The 20,810-nt window shown below is 73.2% G+C and carries 15 protein-coding genes and 4 pseudogenes; 4 read left to right on the forward strand and 15 right to left on the reverse strand.

The genetic code is table 11. From position 1 onward, the window contains the following. Positions 1 to 55 precede the first annotated feature (55 nt). The 9 genes and pseudogenes from OJ254_RS06935 to OJ254_RS06975 all read right to left on the reverse strand — a co-directional run bounded on the left by OJ254_RS06935 (position 56) and on the right by OJ254_RS06975 (position 8,242). Positions 56 to 574: an amino-acid N-acetyltransferase gene (locus tag OJ254_RS06935; protein ID WP_030801698.1), complete on the reverse strand. Its 519-nt coding sequence runs from the start codon at positions 572 to 574 to the stop codon at positions 56 to 58. A 9-nt stretch (positions 575 to 583) separates the two neighbouring features. After that, the gene (locus OJ254_RS06940) at positions 584 to 1,099 is read right to left on the reverse strand and encodes a BlaI/MecI/CopY family transcriptional regulator (protein ID WP_423836003.1); all 516 of its coding nucleotides are present in this window, start codon (positions 1,097 to 1,099) and stop codon (positions 584 to 586) included. 178 nt (positions 1,100 to 1,277) lie between these two features. Beyond that, on the reverse strand, positions 1,278 to 1,457 hold the full coding sequence (locus OJ254_RS06945) for a hypothetical protein (RefSeq protein ID WP_261956375.1): 180 nt from the start codon (positions 1,455 to 1,457) through the stop codon (positions 1,278 to 1,280). A 61-nt stretch (positions 1,458 to 1,518) separates the two neighbouring features. Then, a complete protein-coding gene (locus OJ254_RS06950; RefSeq protein WP_265365077.1) occupies positions 1,519 to 2,136 on the reverse strand; it encodes a hypothetical protein in 618 nt (205 codons plus the stop codon). Between the two features lie 178 nt (positions 2,137 to 2,314). Further along, positions 2,315 to 3,112, reverse strand: a complete 798-nt coding sequence (locus OJ254_RS06955; RefSeq protein WP_030416769.1) for a type III pantothenate kinase — start codon at positions 3,110 to 3,112, stop codon at positions 2,315 to 2,317. 5 nt (positions 3,113 to 3,117) lie between these two features. Further along, complete coding sequence (nadC, locus tag OJ254_RS06960) at positions 3,118 to 4,203, reverse strand: carboxylating nicotinate-nucleotide diphosphorylase (RefSeq protein ID WP_265361665.1); 1,086 nt, start codon at positions 4,201 to 4,203, stop codon at positions 3,118 to 3,120. Positions 4,204 to 4,266: 63 nt separating this feature from the next. Further along, a pseudogene (locus OJ254_RS06965) lies at positions 4,267 to 6,041 on the reverse strand (L-aspartate oxidase). Next, positions 6,038 to 7,189 carry a pantoate--beta-alanine ligase gene (gene panC, locus OJ254_RS06970; RefSeq protein ID WP_265361666.1) on the reverse strand — a complete coding sequence of 384 codons (1,152 nt, stop codon included), beginning with the start codon at positions 7,187 to 7,189 and terminating at the stop codon, positions 6,038 to 6,040. Before panC ends, OJ254_RS06965 begins: the two are co-directional and overlap by 4 nt. A gap of 21 nt (positions 7,190 to 7,210) precedes the next feature. Next, a pseudogene (locus OJ254_RS06975) lies at positions 7,211 to 8,242 on the reverse strand (Rossmann-like and DUF2520 domain-containing protein). Between the two features lie 473 nt (positions 8,243 to 8,715). Between OJ254_RS06975 and OJ254_RS06980 the strand changes: the two are divergent. Next, on the forward strand, positions 8,716 to 9,999 hold the full coding sequence (locus OJ254_RS06980; RefSeq protein ID WP_423835850.1) for a threonine aldolase family protein: 1,284 nt from the start codon (positions 8,716 to 8,718) through the stop codon (positions 9,997 to 9,999). Positions 10,000 to 10,532: 533 nt separating this feature from the next. Further along, the gene (locus OJ254_RS06985) at positions 10,533 to 11,642 is read left to right on the forward strand and encodes a DUF5937 family protein (RefSeq protein WP_265361667.1); all 1,110 of its coding nucleotides are present in this window, start codon (positions 10,533 to 10,535) and stop codon (positions 11,640 to 11,642) included. A 111-nt stretch (positions 11,643 to 11,753) separates the two neighbouring features. Here the strand turns inward: OJ254_RS06985 and OJ254_RS06990 are convergent. Together OJ254_RS06990 and OJ254_RS06995 are read right to left on the reverse strand one after the other, a co-directional pair. Further along, positions 11,754 to 12,431, reverse strand: a pseudogene (locus OJ254_RS06990) (response regulator); the annotation flags it as partial. Positions 12,432 to 12,655: 224 nt separating this feature from the next. After that, positions 12,656 to 13,861: a sensor histidine kinase gene (locus tag OJ254_RS06995; protein WP_265361668.1), complete on the reverse strand. Its 1,206-nt coding sequence runs from the start codon at positions 13,859 to 13,861 to the stop codon at positions 12,656 to 12,658. 172 nt (positions 13,862 to 14,033) lie between these two features. Here OJ254_RS06995 and OJ254_RS07000 point away from each other — a divergent pair. After that, positions 14,034 to 15,070 (forward strand): annotated as a pseudogene (locus OJ254_RS07000) (SAM-dependent methyltransferase). Between the two features lie 249 nt (positions 15,071 to 15,319). Beyond that, entirely contained in the window at positions 15,320 to 16,462 is a 1,143-nt protein-coding gene (locus OJ254_RS07005; RefSeq protein WP_261956385.1) for an NADH-quinone oxidoreductase subunit D, read from the forward strand. A gap of 208 nt (positions 16,463 to 16,670) precedes the next feature. Here OJ254_RS07005 and OJ254_RS07010 read toward each other — a convergent pair whose 3' ends face one another. From OJ254_RS07010 to OJ254_RS07025, 4 genes are all read right to left on the reverse strand, one after another. Further along, on the reverse strand, positions 16,671 to 17,990 hold the full coding sequence (locus tag OJ254_RS07010) for a coiled-coil domain-containing protein (protein WP_265361669.1): 1,320 nt from the start codon (positions 17,988 to 17,990) through the stop codon (positions 16,671 to 16,673). Between the two features lie 64 nt (positions 17,991 to 18,054). Then, a complete protein-coding gene (locus OJ254_RS07015) occupies positions 18,055 to 18,990 on the reverse strand; it encodes an ABC transporter substrate-binding protein (protein ID WP_265365078.1) in 936 nt (311 codons plus the stop codon). Positions 18,991 to 19,231: 241 nt separating this feature from the next. Beyond that, positions 19,232 to 19,993 carry an ABC transporter permease gene (locus OJ254_RS07020; RefSeq protein ID WP_423835852.1) on the reverse strand — a complete coding sequence of 254 codons (762 nt, stop codon included), beginning with the start codon at positions 19,991 to 19,993 and terminating at the stop codon, positions 19,232 to 19,234. After that, positions 19,951 to 20,703, reverse strand: coding sequence for an ABC transporter permease (locus OJ254_RS07025; RefSeq protein ID WP_265361670.1), 753 nt, complete (start codon positions 20,701 to 20,703; stop codon positions 19,951 to 19,953). Before OJ254_RS07025 ends, OJ254_RS07020 begins: the two co-directional genes overlap by 43 nt. Between the last annotated feature and the right edge of the window lie 107 nt (positions 20,704 to 20,810).

The raw sequence follows: 20,810 nt of genomic DNA on the forward strand, positions 1-20,810 counted from the left end.
AACGCATGCTTCCGTAGCCATGAGATAGGGGAGCGATTCGGACATAGAACACTCATCACAGGTGCAGAAGCATCCGGCTGTTACCCAGGGTGTTGGGCTTCACTCGTTCGAGGCCGAGGAACTCGGCAACGCCCTCGTCATAGGAACGCAGCAGCTCGCTGTAGACATCACCGTCTACCGGGGCCTCGCCGATCTCGACGAAGCCGTGCTTGCCGAAGAAGTCGACTTCGAAGGTGAGACAGAAAATGCGCCGTACTCCGAGCCAGCGCGCGGTGGCCAGCAGCTTCTCCAGCACCTGATGACCCACGCCGGCCCCCTTGAGCTGCGGGTCCACGGCCAGGGTGCGGACCTCCGCCAGGTCTTCCCACATCACGTGGAGTGCGCCGCAGCCGACGACCTCGGCGTCTTCGTCGCGCTCGGCGACCCAGAACTCCTGGATGTCCTCGTAAAGCGTGACGGTGGCTTTGTCGAGCAGGATCCCGTCGCGGGAGTAGGCGTCGATGAGACGGCGTACGGCGGGGACATCGCCGGTCCTGGCGCGGCGGACGGTGAGGCCTTTTGAATGCGCGGGCATGCCGGGACGCTATCGCCCCTTGCCGCCGGCGTTCGCCCCGGGCTCATCCCCTTCACCGGATCCGGGTTCGCCGGCCGCTTCCGGTGGCGCGGGCGTCCGGTCTTCTTCCACGGGCCCGGGCGGTTCCGCCCGTTCGCCTTGTGCGGCGGCCTCTCCCGGGCCTTCGGTGCCTTCCCGCTCTTCCGGGTCTTCCGCCGGGTCGTCGACCTGCACCATCCGTACGGCATCGCGCAGAGCCTGCCGTTGTTCCGGCGACATCATGCCGAAGAAGGCCACAAGTGCGGCGGCGGGGTTGTCGCTGGCGGACCACGCTTCGTTCATCAGTGCGGCGGCGTAGGCGGCGCGAGTGGAGACCGCCTCATATCGATAGGCGCGGCCTTCTGCTTCGCGGCGCACCCAGCCCTTCTGATGGAGGTTGTCCAATACGGTCATGACCGTGGTGTAGGCGATCGACCGTTCCTTCTGGAGATCTTCCAGGACTTCTCGAACGGTGACCGGGCGGTTCCACTCCCAGACCCGCGTCATCACCGCGTCTTCCAGATCACCCAAGCGTCTCGGCACACAAGAACAATAGTGGGAGATGTCCAGAATGCCCGTTGATCTCGTTGCGTTTGGAGCAGGGAAAGCCGGAAAAGGAGGCGGCCCGGGACGCTCGGTCCCGGGCCGTGGATGCGTGCGGGCCGCCGGTGCGGCGGCCGGCGGATCAGGCGCCGTGCGCGGTGGGCTTCTGCCCCGGGGACTCGGCCCGGGCCAGCGCCGCGTCCACGGCGGCGTCCTCCTTGGACTTGTTCGCACCGCCCTGGCTCTTGATCATCGTCACGATCAGGCAGGTGAAAGCCACCGCCATCACGACGGGCGGGAGCAGGGCTGCGACGTAATCCATGGCGTATGGCCTCCTTATAGGGCGTAAGCCGCCGCGGGTACGCACCCAGGGTACGCAGCGCTCAGGCGGTGCGGCTCTCCGGGGGCGGGGCGGGCTTGCGGCGGGGCGGGAAGACCTCCCCGGGAGTGGGGATGGGGCGGTCCGGGCGGGGGGCCTTCGGCCGCGGCTCGCGCTCCGGCTGCGAGGGCCGCTTGGGTTCGGGCTCCCGCGCGGGTTCCTGGTCCCGGCCGTTGCGGGCCCCTGAGCGGCCGCCAGGCAGCGCGCGGAGCCGCACCCGTACGGATTGTTCGGCCAGTTGCTCGCAGTGGCGCAGCAGGGCGCTGCGGCGCGCGCGTTCGGCCCCGCCGGCGCAGCAGGTGCGCAGCGCGCGCAGTGCGGCGAGGTCGTCGGGGCCGGGCACGTGCCCGGCGGCCAGTGCCTCCTTCAGCTGCGCGAGGTAGCCGGCGGCGGAGCCGGGCAGGGCGTCGCGGTAGCGGGCGAGGTCGGCCAGCAGGAAGGTGCGCAGCCGGCCGCCTTCGCGGACCGCCTCGTCGACCGCCTCGGCCAGCCGGAGGTATTCCTGGATGTCCCGGTCGCGCTCCGGCCCGGGGGTCCCGGGCGGGGCGGCGGAGGACGTCGTCGTCAGGGCATGGGCGAGGGCGCGACGGAGCACACGCAACTCATCGGCGCTGAACGCCATGCCGCCGCGGGTTCCGTTTGGCATTGGCATATGGCGACTTTACGACCGATTCCGACAAAACCGGCTTAATTCGTGAATGGTGGCGCGGCAGAACCCGACAGAACCGGTACGGCGGGCGCGGGCGGCCGCCACCCGCGCCGGGCCACCGGCTCCTGGGGTCTGTCCGATGGGGCAGGCCCTAGGACCGGGCGACGTTCCGCTCGTAGACCAGGCGCAGTCCGATGAGGGTGAGCCAGGGCTCGTGCGCGTCGATCACCGAGGATTCGCCGAGGACCATGGGCGCGAGGCCGCCGGTGGCGATCACGGTCACCTCGTCGGGGTCGTCGGCCAGCTCCCGCGCCATCCGGTGGACCACGCCGTCGACCTGGCCGGCGAAGCCGTAGAGGATGCCGGACTGCATCGCCTCGACGGTGTTCTTGCCGATCACGCTGCGCGGCCGGGCCAGTTCGATCTTGCGGAGCTGGGCGCCCTTGACGCCCAGCGCGTCCACGGAGATCTCGATGCCCGGCGCGATGACCCCGCCGACGTATTCGCCGCGCGCGCTGACCGCGTCGAACGTGGTGGCCGTGCCGAAGTCGACGACCACCGCGGGGCCGCCGTAGAGCTCCACCGCGGCCAGGGCGTTGATGATGCGGTCGGCGCCGACCTCCTTGGGGTTGTCCATGAGGATCGGCACGCCCGTCTTGACGCCCGGCTCGACCAGGACGGCGGGCACGTCGCCGTAGTAGCGGCGGGTGACCTCGCGCAGTTCGTGGAGGACCGAGGGCACCGTGGAGCAGATGGCGATGCCCTCGATGCCGTCGCCCAGGTCGTCGCCGAGCAGCGGGTGCATGCCCATCAGGCCCTGCAGCAGCACGGCGAGTTCGTCGGCGGTGCGGCGGGCGTCGGTGGAGATCCGCCAGTGCTCGACGATCTCCTCACCGTCGAAGAGCCCGAGGACGGTGTGGGTGTTGCCCACGTCAATGGTCAGCAGCATGGCGGTCAGCGGTCCTCACGCGGCTCGGCGTCCCGGGAGCCGGCCTCCTCGCCGTCGTCGTCGTGACCGCCGTCCTCCTCGCGCAGGTCCAGGCCGATGTCGAGGACCGGCGAGGAGTGCGTGAGCGCGCCCACGGCCAGGTAGTCGACGCCGGTCTCGGCGTAGGAGCGGGCGTTGGCGAGGGTGAGCCGGCCGGAGGACTCCAGCATCGCGCGGCCCGCGACCAGCTCGACGGCCTCCTTGGTCTGCTCCGGGGTGAAGTTGTCCAGCAGGATCAGGTCGGCGCCCTCGGCGAGGATCGGCGGGATCTGGTCGATCCGGTCGACCTCCACCTCGATCGGCACACCGGGGAACTCGGTGCGGACGGCGGTGAACGCCTCGGCCACCCCGCCCGCCGCGACGACGTGGTTGTCCTTGATCAGCGCGGCGTCCGACAGCGACATCCGGTGGTTGACGCCGCCGCCGCAGCGCACCGCGAACTTCTCCAGGGCGCGCAGTCCCGGCGTCGTCTTACGGGTGTCGCGGACCTTGGTCTTCGTCCCCTCGAGGACGTCCGCCCAGGCGCGGGTGGTGGTCGCGATACCGGACAGCCGGCCCAGGATGTTGAGCGCGCTGCGCTCGGCGGTGAGCAGGTCGCGGGTGCGGGTGGTGACGCTCAGCAGCTTGGTGCCGGCCTCGACGCGGTCGCCGTCCTCGACGTGCCGCTCGACCGCGAACTCGTCGGTGCACACGATGGACAGCACCGCCTCGGCGATCCGCAGACCGGCGACCGTGCCGGCCTCGCGGGCGGTGAAGTCGCCGGTGGCGACGGCGTCCTCGGGGACGGTGGCCACGGTCGTGACGTCCACACCCTGGTCGAGGTCCTCCTCGATGGCGAGGTGCGCGAGGTCCTCGACCTGTACCGGGTCGAGCCCGGCGGCCACCAGGAGCGCGGCCAGATCGGGGTCGAGCCCGCAGGTCAGCGGGTCGAGTTCGTACGAGGCGTCGTCACCGCCACCACAGCCGCAGGCGTCGCCGCAGCCACCGGTGGGGGTGCCGCCGCTGGGCCCGCCGATCTGGAGGAGGGGGAGGTCGTCGGGGGTGCTGCTCACGGGATGGGCTCCGTCTTCGGGATGGGGTGGTCGGTGGGGGTCTTCGGGCGGGGGCCCGGCGGGCTACGGGAGGGCCGGCGGGAAGCCGGCGTCCTCGGTCGTACGGATGGTCAGCGCGCGGTCCGCGTCCAGGGTGATGCGGAAGTGCCGGCGCCAGGAGGCATCGTCGCGGTCGGGGTGGTCCTCGCGCCAATGGCAGCCGCGGGTCTCCTCGCGGCGCCGGGCGGCGGCGACCAGCACCCGGGCGACGCACAGCAGGTTGGTGGCCTCCCAGGCCTCCACACCGGGCTCGGGGGCCTTCTGCGCGGCCTCCGGGGCGCCGGCCTCCTGGGCGGCCGCCTCGGTGGCCTCCCGGTGGATGCGGTCGAGTTCGGCGGCGGCACGGGCGAGGCTCTCGGCGCTGCGCAGCACGCCGGCGCCGGCGGTCATGATCCGCTGGACGGCCGTGCGCGTCTCGGGCGCCAGCAGCGGGAGGGTCGTCCGGGGCGCGGCCGGCGCCCCGCCGGCCACCGGGGCGGGGCCGTCCGCGGAGCGCGGCGCGAGGCCGCCCCCGACGATGTCGGCGGCGATCCGCTCGGCGAAGACCAGGCCCTCCAGAAGGGAGTTGGAGGCGAGCCGGTTGGCTCCGTGGACGCCCGTGCAGGCGACCTCACCGCAGGCGTAGAGGCCGGGCACCGTGGTGCGGCCGTGCAGGTCGGTGCGGACGCCGCCGGAGGCGTAGTGCGCCGCCGGGGCGACCGGTATCGGTTCGGTGACCGGGTCGATGCCGTGGCTGCGGCAGGCGGCCAGGATGGTCGGGAAACGGCTCTCCCACATCGGGGCGCCGAAGTGTCGGCCGTCCAAGTACATGTGCGCGACGCCCTGTTCGAGCGACCGGCGCAGGATCGCCTTGGCGACGATGTCCCGCGGCGCCAGTTCGGCGAGCTCGTGCTGTCCGGCCATGAAGCGGACGCCGTCGGCGTCGACGAGATGCGCGCCCTCGCCCCGTACGGCCTCGGAGATCAGCGGCTGCTGGCCCTCCGCGTCCGGGCCCAGATACAGGACGGTGGGGTGGAACTGCACGAATTCGAGGTCGGACACCTCGGCGCCGGCGCGCAGCGCGAGGGCGACGCCGTCGCCGGTGGACACGGCCGGGTTGGTGGTGGCGGAGAAGACCTGCCCCATGCCCCCGGTGGCGAGGACCACGGCCGGGGCGTGCACGGCTCCCACACCGTCGTGTTGGCCCTCCCCCATGACGTGCAGGGTGACGCCGGAGGTGCGGCCGGCCTCGTCCGTGAGGAGGTCCAGGACGAGGGCGTTCTCGATGGTGCGCAGTCCGGCGGCGCGGACCGCCTCGACCAGGGCGCGGGAGATCTCCGCTCCGGTGGCGTCGCCGCCGGCGTGCGCTATCCGGCGCCGGTGGTGGCCGCCCTCACGGGTGAGCGCTATCTCGTCGCCGCCCGGGGTGGTGTCGAAGCGGGCGCCGGCCGCGATCAGCCGGTGGACGGCGTCCGGCCCTCGGTCACCAGGAGGCGTACGGCCGCCTCGTCGCAGAGTCCGGCGCCCGCGACGAGGGTGTCGTCCAGGTGCTGCTCGGGGGTGTCGCCCTCCCCCAGGGCCGCGGCGATACCGCCCTGCGCCCAACGGGTGGAGCCGTCGTCGAGGCGTGCCTTGGTGACCACGACGGTCCGCCGGCCGGCCGCGGCACAGCGCAGGGCGGCGGTCAGCCCGGCCACACCGGACCCCACGACGACGACGTCGGCCTCGATGGCCCAGCCGGGGGCGGGGGCCTTCAGACGTATGCCGGTGCCGGGTACGGGGCCGGGGCCGGTGGCTGTTCCGGTGGCGGGCGCGGTCATCGGGTCGCTCCGAGGGGGCCGGGGGGTGGGGTGGGTGGTGCGGCGGTCGCGGGGGCGGACCGCTCGCGGGCGGCGGGTGCGGGGGCCGGAGCTTCCTGGTGCCCGGTCGCCGCGTCGTCGCGGTACCCGGAAGCGGCGCCGGAGGCCGGCGACTCCGCGCCGAAGGTGAGGCGGAGGTTGTCGATGAGGCGCGTGGTGCCGACCTTGGCGGCCACCGCCAGGATCGCCTCCCCCACGTACGCGTCGGAGATCTCCGTGAAGTCGGACGGGTCGACCAGCGCCAGGTAGTCGAGCACCAGGGGCGGGTCGAGCCGTGCGGCGTCCTCCAGGACGGCGCGGGCGGCGGCGCGCGCGACGGACGGCGCGTGCCGGGGGACCGCGGCGGCGTACGCGACGGCGTGCGCGTCGGCGGCCGCCCGGTCCTCCCCGAGGGCGGCCAGCGCAGCCGAACGGTCCTGGGCGGCGTGGGCCGTGCAGGCGGCCCGGGCGCGCAGCGCCTCCTCGGCGGTGAGCCGGTCGCGGGCCGCGAACAGGGCCGCGGACAGCGTCAGCGCGGTGCGCCGCTCCGGGGCGGACAGATAGCGGTTGCGGCTGGAGAGGGCGAGACCGTCGTCCTCGCGCACCGTGGGGACGCCGATGATCTCGACGGGGAAGTTGAGGTCGGCGGCCATGCGGGTGATGACGGCGAGCTGCTGGGCGTCCTTCTGCCCGAAGAACGCGAGGTCGGGCGCGGTCAGGTGGAGCAGCTTGGCGACGACGGTCAGCACGCCGTCGAAGTGGCCGGGCCGGCTGGCCCCCTCCAGGCGCGTCCCCATGGGCCCGGCGGTGATCCGGACCTGCGGTTCGCCGCCCGGATAGACCTCGTCGACGGACGGCGCGAAGACGGCGTCCGCACCGGCCGCCAGGGCCAGCTCGACGTCCGCTTCCAGGGTGCGCGGGTAGCGGTCCAGGTCCTCGCCGGCCCCGAACTGCAGGGGATTGACGAAGACCGTGACGACGACCTGGCCCTGCGCTCCGGCCCGGCGGCGGGCGGCGCGGACGAGGGTCGCATGGCCCTCGTGCAGCGCCCCCATGGTCATGACGACGGCCCGCGCGCCACTACGGCGGGGCAGGTCACGGAGCGCGGCGGCGGTGTGGAGCAGGGTCATCGCTCGTCTCCCTCGGGGCCGTTACCAAAGGCATCGGGACCGTGGCCGTCGTGGTGGGGGTTGTCCTTGTCGGGGCGTCGTTGTCGGGGGCGTCCTGGCCGGGGTTGTCCGGTCCTGGGCCGCTCGCGCCGGGGCGGTGGTGGTGTCGGGGGCGGAACCGGCGAGCACGCCGAGGAGGTCCTCGGCCAGCTCCGGCTTCAGCAGCCCGTGGGCCAGCGCCCGGTCCGCGGTCGCCCGGGCCATCGCGAGGTATCCGGCGACGTTCTGGGGAGCGTGCCGGCGCAGTTCGGCGACGTGGGCGGCGACGGTGCCCGCGTCACCGCGCGCGCACCGGGCCGGTCAGTGCGGCGTCGCCGGACCGCAGCGCGTTGTCGAGGGCGGCGCCGAGCAGCGGGCCCAGCATCCGGTCCGGGGCCTGCACGCCCACGTCACGCAGCAGCTCCAGCGACTGGGCAACCAGGGTGACCAGGTGGTTCGCGCCGATGGCCAGCGCCGCGTGGTAGAGCGGACGATCTGATTCCGCGATCCATTCGGGCTCCCCGCCCATCTCGATGACCAGCGCCTCCGCGGCCATCCGGAGCTCCTCGGGCGCGGTCACCCGAACGAGCAGCCCGCCAACCGCTGGACGTCCACGGAGGTGCCGGTGAACGTCATCGCGGGGTGCAGCGCGAGCGGCAGCGCCCCGGCCCGGGTGGCCGGGTCCAGCACGGCCGTTCCGAAGCGCCCGGAGGTGTGCACCAGCAGCTGCCCCGGCCGTACGGCGCCGGTCTCCGCGAGGCCGCTCACCAGGCCCGCGAGGGCGTCGTCGGGGACGGTCAGCAGGACCAGCTCGGCGCGGGCGAGCACCTCGGCCGGGGTGACCAGCGGGACGTCCGGCAGCAGCTCGGCGGCCCGCCGGACGGAGGCGTCGGAGACCCCCGAGACGGCGACCGGGCGATGCCCGGCGAGCTGCAGGGACGCGGCCAGTGCGGGGCCGACCCGGCCGGCGCCGACGACCCCGACGGTCAGCCGGGCGGGGCGGTCCTGGGCCTCGGTGGGCGGATGTGCGTTCACGTGGCGATGGCCTTCCGTTCCAGTCCTCAGGGGGTACCGGACGATTCCTCGCCATGCTACGCGAGTGTTTCCGGGGGACTTCAGAGCTGTGCGGAGGGTGAGACGGGGATCTCTCACCAGTGTCGTCCAGATCTCCCACCAGAGTTATCCACAGAGTTTTCCACAGGGCTCGCGGGCTGTGCGCGGCTGCGCCATGATCGGTCCCGACGGCAACCCACCGCACGGGCGAAACGGCACGCGAGGGGGGGTGGGCGCAGGCCGAGGGCGGGCTCAGGCTCACGAAGGAGCAGGGGGACGAGGGAAATGGCGGGGATGAGGGGGATCACGGGGATGAGGGGGATGACGGGGATGAGGGGATGAGGGAATCATGAAGGGCAGCGAGACGGGCTTCGGCGCGGGTGTCGGTGAGAGTGCCGGCGTGCGCGACGGTGAAGGTGGCGGCGAGGGTGCCGCAGCGGGCGTCGGTGAAGGCAATGCCCAGGGCGTTGCCGACGGCCCGGCATCCGCGGGGACGGAAGCGAGGGGGAGCAGCACGGCCACGGCGCGAGCAAGGCAGCCGGGAGCGGCGGCTCCCGGGATGCGCGGCGGATCGCCGCCCTGCGCCGGGTGAAGCGGTCGCTCGCGCCGGCCCGCGGCCCGAGACGGTCCGCGAGCGGCTGGACCGCCTGGTGGCCGACGCCCCCACCGCCTACGACCTGGACAACCTCACCGATGTCTACGCCGACGACGACGGCATAGTCGGCGCGCTGGAACGCCGCACCGCCGAGGCGCTCGGCACGGAGGCCGCCGCCTTCTTCCCGACCGGCACGATGGCGCAGCAGGTGGCACTGCGCTGCTGGGCGGGGCGTACGGGGAACGCGACGGTCGCCGGCCATCCGCTCTCCCACCTCGAGATGCACGAACGGGACGCGTACGCGGTGGTCAGCGGGCTGCGGATGGTCCATCCGACCCGCGCGCCCCGACTGCCGACCGCCGAGGAGATCTACGGCCTGCAGGAGCCGTTCGGAACCCTGGCCCTCGAACTCCCGCTGCGCGACGCCGGTTTCGTCCTGCCCGAATGGGACGAGCTGACCGCGGTGGTGGCGGCCGCGCGGGACCGGGATGCGGTGGTGCACTTCGACGGTGCCCGGCTGTGGGAGTGCGGCCCGCACTTCGGCCGCACCCTCCCCGAGATCGCCGCACTCGCGGACAGCGTCTACGTCTCGTACTACAAGTCGCTGGACGGCATATCGGGCGCCGCGCTCGCCGGCTCCGAGGACTTCGTCGCCGAGGCACGTGCCTGGCGCCACCGCTACGGCGGCCAGCTGTTCCAGCAGTGGCCCGCCGCACTGGCCGCCCTCGCGGGCCTGGACCGCGAACTCCCCCGGCTGCCGGAGTACGTCGCCCACGCCAAGGTCGTCGCGCAGGCGCTGCGCGAGGGCCTGACGGCGGCCGGCGTGCCCTGGTTCAGGGTCAATCCGGAGGTGCCGCACACCCATCAGTTCCAGGTGTGGCTGCCGCACCCGTCGAAGGTCCTGGACGAGGCCGTCATTCGGCAGGCGGAGGAGAGCAGGACGGCGCTGTTCCGCGGCTGGTTCGAACGAGGCCTGACCGAACCGCCGGGAGTGGCCCTGACCGAGGTCACCATCGCCGCGCCCGCCCTGGACTGGACACCGCAGGACGTCCGTACGGCAGTTGCGGAGTTCGTGCGGTACGTGGACGAGGTGCGGGCGGAGGTGGGAGCGGGGGCAAGGACGGGGGCGGGGGCGGGGGCTTAACGGGCCTTTGTCGAGGGGGTGGGGTGGGTGGGGTGGGGGGGAGGCCCCCGGGGGAGGCGGGAGGGAGAGGCCGGGGGAGCCCCCCAAGGCCCGTCCCTCGCACCCCTCGCCCCGCCCCCTTACCCCACCCCGCCTCCCGCCCCCTCCACTCCCCCACGCCGGCCCCCCCCGGCACTTGGAGTTCTCCGCCCGACGCTCGCGGCGTTCCGCCCGGCACTCGCGGCGTTCCGCCCGGCACTCGCGGCGTCCCGCCCGGCGCCCCGGCCCGCACCCCGCTCCGCGCCCGAGGTTCCCCATGCCGCCCTCCGGAGGCGTCGCCACCAGCGGATTTCGCGCACGGTGCGCACGGTGTGGGCGCCGGGGAGGGGCGGGGTGGTCTCGCCTCGTCGGGCGGCTCGGTAGGCGTCGAGAAGGTGCTGCTGGTTCACGTTCATGCCGCCACTCTGGAGCGGACGGTCCGCCCGTGGCGCATCGATTGACGGGAGCCGTCAATCGACGACCGTGCAGGTCGCGGGCTCGCGCATGATGGGCACATGGCCAACGTCATCGACATCACCGGGCTGCCTTCGGAGCGCATCGTCTTCGCCCCCTCTCCCCTGGCGGAGCTGGCCGCCGCGCTGCACGCGCTGTCGGAGCCGGGGCACCACCCCGGGCTGCACGGCTGGGTCACCGCCACGAACGCGGCCCTGAAGACCGACCTCGCCGACCGGCTGTGCGAGGCGGACTTCCTGTGGCGGTCCTCCCGTTCCGACATCCTGCTGCCGGCCCGCCCCGGATCGACGCTGGGCGAGGAACTGGACGAGCTCGACAAGATCGACGACGAGCGGTTCGTGGCCGCCGCGTTCGAGATCTCCTGCTCGACGACGTACACCCGCTGCACGCCGTCGCCGCTGGTCGATGCCGAAGAACGGGCGCGGGTACGGGAGATGGCCGCGGCGCGCGGTCCGCGGCAGGCGGCCTTCACCGACCGGATGCTCACCGACCCCGACGGCCTGCGGATCTGGCTGCGGCGCCTGCTGGAGGACTGCGAGGACGCGTTCTTCGGGGACATCTGGCGCCGGGTGGGGATCCAACTGGCGGCCGACGCCCGGCACAAGACCGAACTGCTGCGGCGCAAGGGCCTGGCCGAGACGCTGCCCGCGACCTCGGCCGCGCTGTCGCTGGAGGAGGCGCAGGACGGGAGCGGCGGCGTCCGCATCGTCGTGGACAAGCTGGCCAGGGGCCGTACGACGGCGTTCGCGAACCCCGGGGATCCCGGTGTCACGTTCCTGCCGACGTCGTTCGGCTGGCCGCATCTGCTGGTCAGTCACGCCCCGGGCTGGCGTCCGGTGATCCAGTACCCCGTCGCCGGCCGGGAGTTGCCGGCGCCGGTCACGCTCGAACTCACCCAGCAGCGGCTGGAGGCACTGGGGCATCCGATGCGGATGCAGCTGTGCCGCACGCTGGCGCGGGGGCCGCATACGACGGGGGAGCTGGCGAACGCGTACGGCATCACCTCACCGGAGGTGTCGCGGCACGTCACGACGTTGAAGAAGGCCGGGCTGATCCAGACGCGGCGCCGTGGGCGCTATGTGCTGCACCAGCTGGACCTCCAGGTGGTGGCCCGGCTGGGCAGCGACTTCCTGGAGGGCGTACTGCGCTGAGACCTTCCCCGGCACCTCCCCCCGACTCCTGGCTACGCGCCCGCGGCCTCCCGCAGCCCTACGTTCCCGTCGGCCCCTACGCCCCCGCTGCCCCCGATACGGGGCCCTACGCCCCCGCCCGCCGGCCCGCACCAGGCCCGTCTCGTAGGCCAGCACCACCGCCTGGACCCGGTCGCGGAGGCTCAGCTTCGTCAGGATGCGGCCCACGTGCGTCTTGACCGTCGCCTCGGACAGCACCAGCCGCGCCGCGATCTCGCCGTTGGACAGCCCCTGGGCGACCAGCAGCAGCACCTCGCGCTCGCGGTCCGTGAGCCGCTCCAGCTCGGGGCGGCTGGGCTCGCCTGAGGTGGCGGGCAGCATGGGCGTGAAGCGGTCGAGGAGCCGGCGGGTGGTGGACGGTGCGACGACGGCGTCGCCGCTCTGCACCGCGCGGATCGCCGCGAGCAGTTCACCGGGCGGCACGTCCTTGAGCATGAATCCGCTGGCCCCGGCCTTGAGCGCGGAGAAGGCGTACTCGTCCAGGTCGAAGGTGGTCAGGATGAGCACCTTGGGGGCGTCCTCCTTCTGGCCGCCCTCGCAGATCCGGCGGGTGGCCTCGACGCCGTCCAGATGCGGCATCCGGACGTCCATGAGGATCACGTCCACCTTGGCGGAGCGCAGCACCTCCAGCGCCTCGGCGCCGTTCCCCGCCTCCGCGACGACCTCCATATCGGGCTGGGCGGCCAGCACCATCCGGAACCCGGTGCGCAGCAGCACCTGGTCGTCGACGAGCATCACGCGGATGGTCATGGGTGAGGGGTCCCTTCGTGGGCTGATGAGCGGAGCGGGTGGGCAGGGGGATCGGGTGGAGCGGGTCGGGCAGGGTGCAGTGGGTCGCGTGGGGCTGTGTGTGTCCAGTGGGGCGGCGCCAGTCGGGCGGTGCCGGTCCAGTGGGGCTGTGTGGGTCGCGTGGGGCTGTGTGGGGCGAGCGGGCCGCCGCGAGGGCGACCTGCTCGGCTCACCGCATCACATGCTCACCGGCCCGGTTTCAGGGGGAGTACGGCGCTGACGCGGAACCCGCCGCCCGGGCGCGGGCCGGCTATCAGGGTGCCACCGACCATGCCGACCCGTTCCCGCATGCCGATCAGGCCGTGGCCGAGGCCGTCCGCCCCGCCCGATTCGTAGAGCTCGTGCTGCGCACCGCGGCCGTCGTCCTCGACGAGCAGGTCGAGGTCCTCGTCCTGGTAGGTGAGGCGGACGGTGGCGCCGACGTCGGGGCCGCCGTGTTTGCGGGTGTTGGTGAGCGCTTCCTGGACGATGCGGTACGCGGTCAGTTCGACGCTGCTGGGCAGGGAGCGTGGTTCGCCCTCCACCCGGAATTCGACGGGCAGTCCGGCGCCGCGGACCTGGTCGATGAGGTCGGTGAGCTGTTCGACGCCGGGCTGGGGGACGTACTCGCCGCCTTCGGACTGTTCGCCGGTGCGCAGCACGCCCAGCAGGCGGCGCATCTCGGCCAGTGCCTGGCGGCCCGTGCCGGAGATCGTTTCCAGGGCCTGCCGGGTCTGTTCGGGCGCGGCGTCGAGGACGTAGGCGGCGCCGTCGGCCTGGACGACCATGACCGAGACGTTGTGGGCGACGACGTCGTGCAGTTCGCGGGCGATCCGGGCGCGCTCGGCGGCGACCGCGATGCGGGCCTGGGCCTCGCGCTCCTTCTCCAGCCGGGTGGCCTTCTCCTCCAGCTGGGCCCAGTAGGCGCGGCGGGTGCGCACGGAGTCGCCGAGGACCCAGGCCAGCACGAAGGGGACGGTGAGCAGCGCCGTGAAGAACAGCATTTCCCACGGCTGCCGGTTCCCGGGTCCCTCCCCGAAGCGCAACAGCGACAGGGCCGGGCCGACGAGGGCGCCGAGGAGGGCGCAGCGGGAGGCCCAGCGGGCGGTGGAGGTGCCGGACGCGACGGTGTACGTGATCACGAACATCGCGAAGTCGCCCGGGTTGGGCGGGAGGTTGAAGATCAGCTGGCCGACGCCGATGGCGGCCGTCAGCAGCAGCATCTTCACCGGCGCCTTGCGGCGCAGCGCCACGACGAGGCAGAGGCCGACCGTGAAGATCACGGCGGGGAGCTGGCGCATGCCGCTCACGTCGGCGACGATCCACAGGCTGGTGAACCCGAGGAGAAGGACGGCCCAGAAGGTGTCCACTCCCGTCGGGTGCCTGCGGAGGAAGTCATAGAGGCGCTGCACGTAACCCAGCGTAGGCAGAGCGGAAAGGTGTACGAGTCAACCGGAGGGGCGATCCTCTACGTCAGCTCTACTCCCCAAGGTGGAGACCCTATGCGTCAAATGTGTCGGACCGGGGGACGGCCTGCACATCAACCCGTGGGTTGACTTGGTGCCCCGCCCGTACCGTGGGGTGGTGACGAATGAGTGGTGCGGCTGGCGGGACGCGACCGAGCGGGCGCTGTACGGGGCGGACGACGGCTTCTACACGCGGTCCGGCGGCCCCGGTCCGGCCGGCCATTTCCGCACGTCGGTGCATGTTTCCCCGCTGTACGCCGGTGCCGTCGCCGGGCTTCTGTGCCGGGTGGACAGCGCGCTGGGCCATCCGGAGGAGCTGGCGCTGGTCGATGTGGGCGCGGGCCGCGGTGAGCTGCTGACGGGGGTGCTGGCCGCGCTGCCGGACGGGGTGGCCGCCCGGCTCCGCCCGTACGCCGTCGAGCGGGCCGCGCGCCCCGGGGGCTGGATCCGCGGATCGACTGGCGGGACGAGCTGCCGGCGCCGGAATCGGTCACCGGGCTGCTGTTCGCGAACGAATGGCTCGACAACGTGCCGGTGGACGTCGTCGAGACGGACGGGGACGGTGTGGCCCGCCGGGTGCTGGTCCGCGCGGACGGCGCGGAGCGGCTGGGTGAACCGGTCGACGGCGCGGACGCGGAGTGGCTGCGGCGATGGTGGTCGCCCCTGCCGGCCCCGTCCACTGCTGCCACCGGCCGTACCGCGCCCTCCCCCGGGCTCCGGGCGGAGATCGGGCGTCCTCGGGACGAGGCGTGGGCGCGGGCCGTCCGTACGCTGCGCGCCGGGCTCGCGGTCGCCGCCGACTACGCGCATGCGCGGGAGGACCGTCCGCCCTTCGGCACCCTCACCGGTTTCCGTGAGGGCCGCGAGGTGCGCCCCGTCCCGGACGGCAGCTGTGACATCACGGCGCATGTGGCGCTGGACGCGTGCGCGGGGCCGTCGGCCGAGCTGCTGACCCAGCGCGAGGCGCTGCACGCCCTGGGGGTGGACGGCCGGCGTCCGCCGCTCTCCCTGGCGTCCACCGACCCGGCCGCGTACGTCCGGGCCCTCGGTGCGGCCGGTGCGGCGGCGGAACTGACCGATCCGGCGGGCCTCGGCGGCTTCGGCTGGCTCGTGGAGCCGGTGGGCGGGGAGTGCGCGGGCCTGCTCAAGCCGTGAGGCCGGGAGCTCGGGCCGTACGGCTGGGAGCGCGGGCCGTACCACCGGGGCCGCTCCAGCTGCGAGGGCCGGGGCCCGCTCCAGCAGCGAAGGCCGGGCCCGCTCCAGCAGCGAGGGCCGGGCCCGTTCGAGTCGTGAGGCGGCTCCCGGACGGAGGCGTTCCGGCGGGTGGCCGTGGCGGCGTTCCAAGGGGTGGGACGGCGCAGGCCCAGGACGTCCGCCGGGGTGGCGGGCTGCGAAACTGTTCCCATGACGGAGACGACGGTCGGCATCGGCGGCGCGGCGGAGAGCACCGACATGGTGCTGAACATCGGCCCGCAGCATCCCTCCACACACGGTGTGCTGCGGTTGCGCCTCGTCCTGGACGGCGAGCGGATCCAGCACGCGGAGCCGGTGATCGGGTACATGCACCGGGGTGCCGAGAAGCTCTTCGAGGCCCGCGACTACCGCCAGATCATCATGCTCGCCAACCGGCACGACTGGCTGTCGGCGTTCTCCAACGAGCTGGGTGTGGTGCTGGCCGTCGAGCGGATGCTGGGCATGGAGGTGCCCGAGCGCGCGGTGTGGACGCGGACGCTGCTGGCCGAGCTGAACCGCGTGCTGAACCACCTGATGTTCCTCGGCTCGTACCCCCTCGAACTGGGCGGTATCACCCCCGTCTTCCACGCGTTCCGTGAGCGCGAGGAGCTCCAGACCGTCATGGAGGAGATCTCCGGCGGCCGGATGCACTACATGTTCAACCGCGTCGGCGGCCTCAAGGAGGACCTGCCGGCCGGCTGGCTGGGCCGGGCCCGGCAGGCCGTCGCGGACGTGCGGTCCCGGATGGACGTCTTCGACAACCTGGTGCTGGGCAACGAGATCTTCCGCGGCCGGACGCGCGGCGTCGGGGTGCTCGCCCCGGAAACGGTGCACGCCTACGGCGTCTCCGGGCCGATCGCCCGCGCCTCGGGCGTCGACTTCGACCTTCGGCGGGACGAGCCGTACCTCGCGTACGGGGAGCTGGCGTCCACGCTCAAGGTGGTCACCCGTGAGGAGGGCGACTGCCTGGCCCGCTTCGAGTGCCTGCTGGAGCAGAGCCACAACGCGCTGGATCTCGCCGACGTCTGCCTGGACCGGATCGCGGAGCTGCCGCCGGGGCCGATCAACCAGCGCCTGCCGAAGGTGCTGAAGGCGCCCGAGGGCACGACGTACGCCTGGACCGAGAACCCCCTCGGCATCAACGGCTACTACCTCGTCTCCAAGGGCGACAAGACGCCGTACCGCCTGAAGCTGCGCTCCGCGTCGTACAACAACATCCAGGCGCTGGTGGAGCTGCTGCCGGGGACGCTGGTCGCCGACATGGTCGCGATCCTCGGCTCGATGTTCTTCGTGGTCGGCGACATCGACAAGTAGAGCGGCGACATTGTCCACAGCCTGTGGACAACAGTGTCGCGAGGCTGGCCCCTGCCGTCCCGAATCCCCTCGGCCTCGAAAACCACCCGGCCCCAAAAACCGCTCGGCCCCGGAGCCGGTCGGGCTTCGGGCCGGTCGGGCTTCGGGGCCGAGTGCGGAGCGAGGGCGGGCGGTCGGGAGCCCGCCGGCTCGGACGACAGCGGTCAGGTCAGGAAATGGCGCTCCGGAGGGCGCCGAGGTCGAGCTGCTCGGTCTCGTCGTGGGCGGTCAGGTCGATGACCTCGCCGACGCCGCTGGTCGTCGTGCCGTCCGCGGCCGGCACATCGTCCTGGCAACCCTCGGCGGACGCCGCGGACGCCGGCTCCTCCGCGTCCCGCCCGTCGTCCGCGGCCCGCTCACCGGCGGCCTGCGCGGCACCGGCCTCCGGCGCGTCCGCGGTCTCCGTACGGGCCCCGGGGAGGGCCGCACGGGCCGCCGTACGGGCCGAGTGCTCGGCGACGGCCTCGTCGCCGACGACGTCCGCCAGGTCGTCCTCCAGCGGCGCGGGCAGCTGACGGGGGCCGGAGGCGGTCGCGTTGCCGAAGAAGTCGAAGCCGCCCACGGTGCGCGGGGCGGTGGGACGGGACGGGGCGACCGCGGCGGCGGACGGGACCGGGCGGAGCGCGGGTCCGGCGGCGGGGGCCGTACGGGCGGGGAGGGCGCCGCCCGTGCGCTGTGCGGCGGCCGCCTGGCCGTTCCCCTGGCTGTGGTCCCCGTCCTGGCCGGTGTGGCCGCCCGGTGCGGACTGCGCGGGCCGCTCGGCGGCGGCGCGCTGCCGGGCGGCGTTGCGCGCCAGCTGACACAGCGCCTGGTCGGCCTGCGCGTACGCAGCGGCGGTCGGGGCCGCCGGCCGGTCCGTCGACGGCCGGCCCGATGCCTGGCGGTCCGCGGACGCCTGACGGGCCGACGTCTGACCGTCCGCTCGTCCCCGGCGGTCCGCTGACGGGGCGTCAGGGGCGGTGGCCTTGGTCGCTCCCGCGGGCCGGGGCACCCGGGTGGCGCCGGCGGCGGCCGGGAGTGCCCGGGCCGGGGCGGTCGCCTCTATGGCGAGCAGCCGGCGGCCCTCCAGGGCGCTGGCCCGCTCGGTCTCGGCGGTGGCGTAACGGCGGAGCAGCTCGGCGTGTTCGCTGCGCAGCCGGGCCAGTTCGGCGCGCTTTGCGCGCAGCTTGGTGTCGAGGGCGGTGCGCAGCTCGCGGGACTCCTCGAGGTCCGTTTCGAGCTCGGCTATCCGTTCCTCGGTGCGCCACTCGTCGCGCACCCGGGCGCGGGTGAGTTCGGCGACCCGTCGGCCGGCCTTGCGGTCCCAGCTCCGCAGCAGGACGGCGCCGGTGACGGCCGCGGCCGCCGCGCCCGCGGCGAGCACGCGTTGGACCAGATCATCGCCGACAAACCACGGGCCCGCGGCGCAGACAAGGGACACACCGGCGACCGTCGTGGGAGGAAGCAGCCGGTGGAGGGGTGGGGAATGGCGGTGGCGTCCTCGTGGCATGGCCAGAAACTTACCGTGCGTGCGGGATCTATGGGGCCCGGCCCACAAATCCGTTTCCGGCTGGTTACTTCCTGACCAGTCCCTTGGACTCCACATATGACCGTGCGACATCCGCGGGCTTGAGACGCGCGGCATCCACCTTGCGGTTCAAGTTGATCAAGTCTTCGGTCGTCAGGATGCGCGTGAGCTTCCCGAGGGCGCTCTCGATCCGCTTGTCCCCGGCGCTCTCGGCATTCACCACCGGCAGCACATTGTCGGCGTTCTGCAGCCGCTTGTCGTCCTTGAGGAGCACCAGTTGGAAGCTGTCGAGCGTGGCGTCCGTGGTCGTGGTGAGCACCAGCTGATCGGTGCCGTCCTTGACGGCCTGCTTGGCCTGCGGCGTCCCGACTCCCTTGGGGTCCAGGCCCGTGATGTCGATGCCGTACGTCTTCTCCAGGCCCGGCTTGCAGAACACCCGGGTCTCGCACTCCTCACCCGAGGCGAGTTTGATCTTCTGCTTCGATTCTCCGAGGTCGGAGAGGGTGGAGAGCTTGTGCCGGGCGGCGAATTCCTTGCTCACCGCGAAGGCGTTCTGGTCCGTCGCACGGCCGGCCGGCAGCACCTTCAGTCCGCGCGGCCCGGCGAGCTTCTTCAGTGCCGCGACCGTCGTGCCGATGTCGCCGGACGCGACCGGCTTCGCCTTGCTGCCGTTCTTCTTCGCGTTGAGGAATTCGGCGAGCGTGGAGGCATATTCGGGAACGACGTCGATCTGGCCCTTCTCCAGGGCCGGTTCATACAGCTCACGATTGGCGAGGGTCTGAACCCGGGTGCGGTAACCGGCGTCCTGCAGGAGCCGGGAATAGATCTCGGCGAGCACCTTGGACTCGGTGAAGCCCGCCGAGCCGATGACGATCTCGCCGCGCTCTCCGCCCTTGCCGTCGCCGCCGCCCTTCTCCTCCAGCGTCGGGCCGCCGCACGCGGCCAGCCCGGCCGCCACCGCCACCACCGTGCCCGCGACCACCGCGGTGCGCGCCGTGCGTGCCGTGCGGGTCTCGCGTGCCGTGCGTGCCGTGCGTGCCGTGTTGCTTCTCGTCGATGCCACTTGGATGCCCCTTCAGCCCTTCAGCCCGTCCGTCAGTTCAGTCAGTCCGTCAGTCAGTCCGCCGGCCCGTCAGCCGGCCCGTCCGCCTGTCCGTGAGTCGGTCCGTGAGTCCGTCAGCCTCTCCGGTAGTCCGTCAGTCGGTCCGTGAGTCCGCCGGCCGTCAGTCCGCCGGTATCAGCTCTGCTCGGGCCGAGGCGGACCGCGTGGCCCGCCGCCCGCCCCGCATCGGGTCGAGGAGCCGCTCGGCGAGGACGAGGGCGCCCTCCACGGCCAGCGCGAGGACGGCCACCAGCAGCGCGCCCGCGACGACCTGTGCGGTGTCGTAGTTGCCGAAGCCGGCGGTGATGATCCGGCCCAGGCCCCCGCCGCCGGCGAGCGCCGCCAGCGTCGCGGTCGCCACCACCTGGACCGTGGCCGACCGCAGACCCGTCATGATCAGCGGGTAGGCGAGCGGTATCTCGACCCGGAACAGCACCTGCGGCCCGGACATGCCCATACCGCGCGCGGCCTCGACCACATCGCGGTCCGCCTCCCGCATCCCGAGATAGGCGTTGGTCAGCAGCGGCGGCACCGCGAACAGCACCAGCGCGAGGACCGTCGGCCAGTCGCCGTGCCGGCCCAGCGGGCTGAGCGTCAGCAGCACCAGGACCGCGTACGTCGGCACCGCCCGCCCGATGTTGGCGAGATTGACCGCCAGCGCACCGCCCTTGCCGAGGTGGCCCAGCCAGAGCGCCAGCGGCAGCGCGATCAGGCAGGCCAGGGCCAGGCACACCGCGCTGAGCCGGACGTGCTCGGCGAGGCGGTGCGTCACGCCCTTCTCGCCCGCCCAGTTGGCGGCCGTCGTCAGCCACTGCCAGGCCCCGCGATCACTCCCATCGCTCAGCCCACCGCCTTCACCGCACGGGTCCGGCCGCGCGCCCACGCCACCGCCCTGCTCCGCACCCCGGCCCGGCCACCGGCCCGCGTCCAGGGCGTCAGCAGCCACTGGAGGGCCATCAGCAGGACGTCGGCGACCAGTGCCAGCAGCACGCACAGCACCGAGGCCGTCAGCACCTCGGCCTTGAAGAATCCGGCCATTCCGCTGGCGATGAGATTGCCCAGACCGCCGTAGCCGACGACGGATCCGACGGTCGTCATCGCCACCGTCGAGACCGTGGCGATCCGCAGCCCGGCCACCAACGCCGGTATCGCCAGCGGGAGTTCGACGCCGAACAGCAGCCGCACCGGGCCGTACCCCATCCCGCGGGCGGCCTCCCGCACCCCGGCGGGCACCGCCTGCAGACCGGCGAGGAGGTTGCGCACCAGGATCGTCAGCGAATACAGCACCAGGCCCGTCACGACCACCGCCGCCGAGACCCCGAAGACCGGTGTGAGCAGCGCGAACATCGCCAGCGACGGGATCGTGTACAGCACCGTCGTCAGCCCCAGGACCGGTCCGGCCGCGCCCCGCCAGCGGCGCGCCACCAGCGCCAGCGGGAAGGCCAGCAGCAGGCCGAGCGCGACGGACACGGCGGTGATGCCGATGTGCTGGACCGTGGCGTCCGTCAACTCCTGGCTGCGGGTGCGCAGATACTCACCGCACACCCAGTCGTTCGCCTCCAGGCAATTCGCCCCGCCCGCCCGGCCGCTCATCTCCGTCACCTCCCCCGCCGGTCCTCGCCCCGGTCACGCCCCGTCGATCACGCCACGTCGGTCACCCGGTGTGGCACCCCGCCGTGGCGCAACTCGTTCGCTCATCC

Source organism: Streptomyces endophytica (assembly GCF_026153355.1).
GTDB classification, from domain to species: domain Bacteria; phylum Actinomycetota; class Actinomycetes; order Streptomycetales; family Streptomycetaceae; genus Streptomyces; species Streptomyces endophytica.

What these genes read in the sequence shown, in the direction of transcription:
- OJ254_RS06980 (WP_423835850.1), top strand. Translation starts at nt 8,716, where the DNA reads ATGCCCAGGGCGTTGCCGACGGCCCGGCATCCGCGGGGACGGAAGCGA.
- OJ254_RS07010 (WP_265361669.1), bottom strand. Translation starts at nt 17,990, where the DNA reads ATGCCACGAGGACGCCACCGCCATTCCCCACCCCTCCACCGGCTGCTT.
- OJ254_RS06935 (WP_030801698.1), bottom strand. Translation starts at nt 574, where the DNA reads ATGCCCGCGCATTCAAAAGGCCTCACCGTCCGCCGCGCCAGGACCGGC.
- OJ254_RS06955 (WP_030416769.1), bottom strand. Translation starts at nt 3,112, where the DNA reads ATGCTGCTGACCATTGACGTGGGCAACACCCACACCGTCCTCGGGCTC.
- OJ254_RS07005 (WP_261956385.1), top strand. Translation starts at nt 15,320, where the DNA reads ATGACGGAGACGACGGTCGGCATCGGCGGCGCGGCGGAGAGCACCGAC.
- OJ254_RS06940 (WP_423836003.1), bottom strand. Translation starts at nt 1,099, where the DNA reads ATGACGCGGGTCTGGGAGTGGAACCGCCCGGTCACCGTTCGAGAAGTC.
- panC (WP_265361666.1), bottom strand. Translation starts at nt 7,189, where the DNA reads ATGACCCTGCTCCACACCGCCGCCGCGCTCCGTGACCTGCCCCGCCGT.
- OJ254_RS07025 (WP_265361670.1), bottom strand. Translation starts at nt 20,703, where the DNA reads ATGAGCGGCCGGGCGGGCGGGGCGAATTGCCTGGAGGCGAACGACTGG.
- OJ254_RS06985 (WP_265361667.1), top strand. Translation starts at nt 10,533, where the DNA reads ATGGCCAACGTCATCGACATCACCGGGCTGCCTTCGGAGCGCATCGTC.
- OJ254_RS06945 (WP_261956375.1), bottom strand. Translation starts at nt 1,457, where the DNA reads ATGGATTACGTCGCAGCCCTGCTCCCGCCCGTCGTGATGGCGGTGGCT.
- OJ254_RS06950 (WP_265365077.1), bottom strand. Translation starts at nt 2,136, where the DNA reads ATGGCGTTCAGCGCCGATGAGTTGCGTGTGCTCCGTCGCGCCCTCGCC.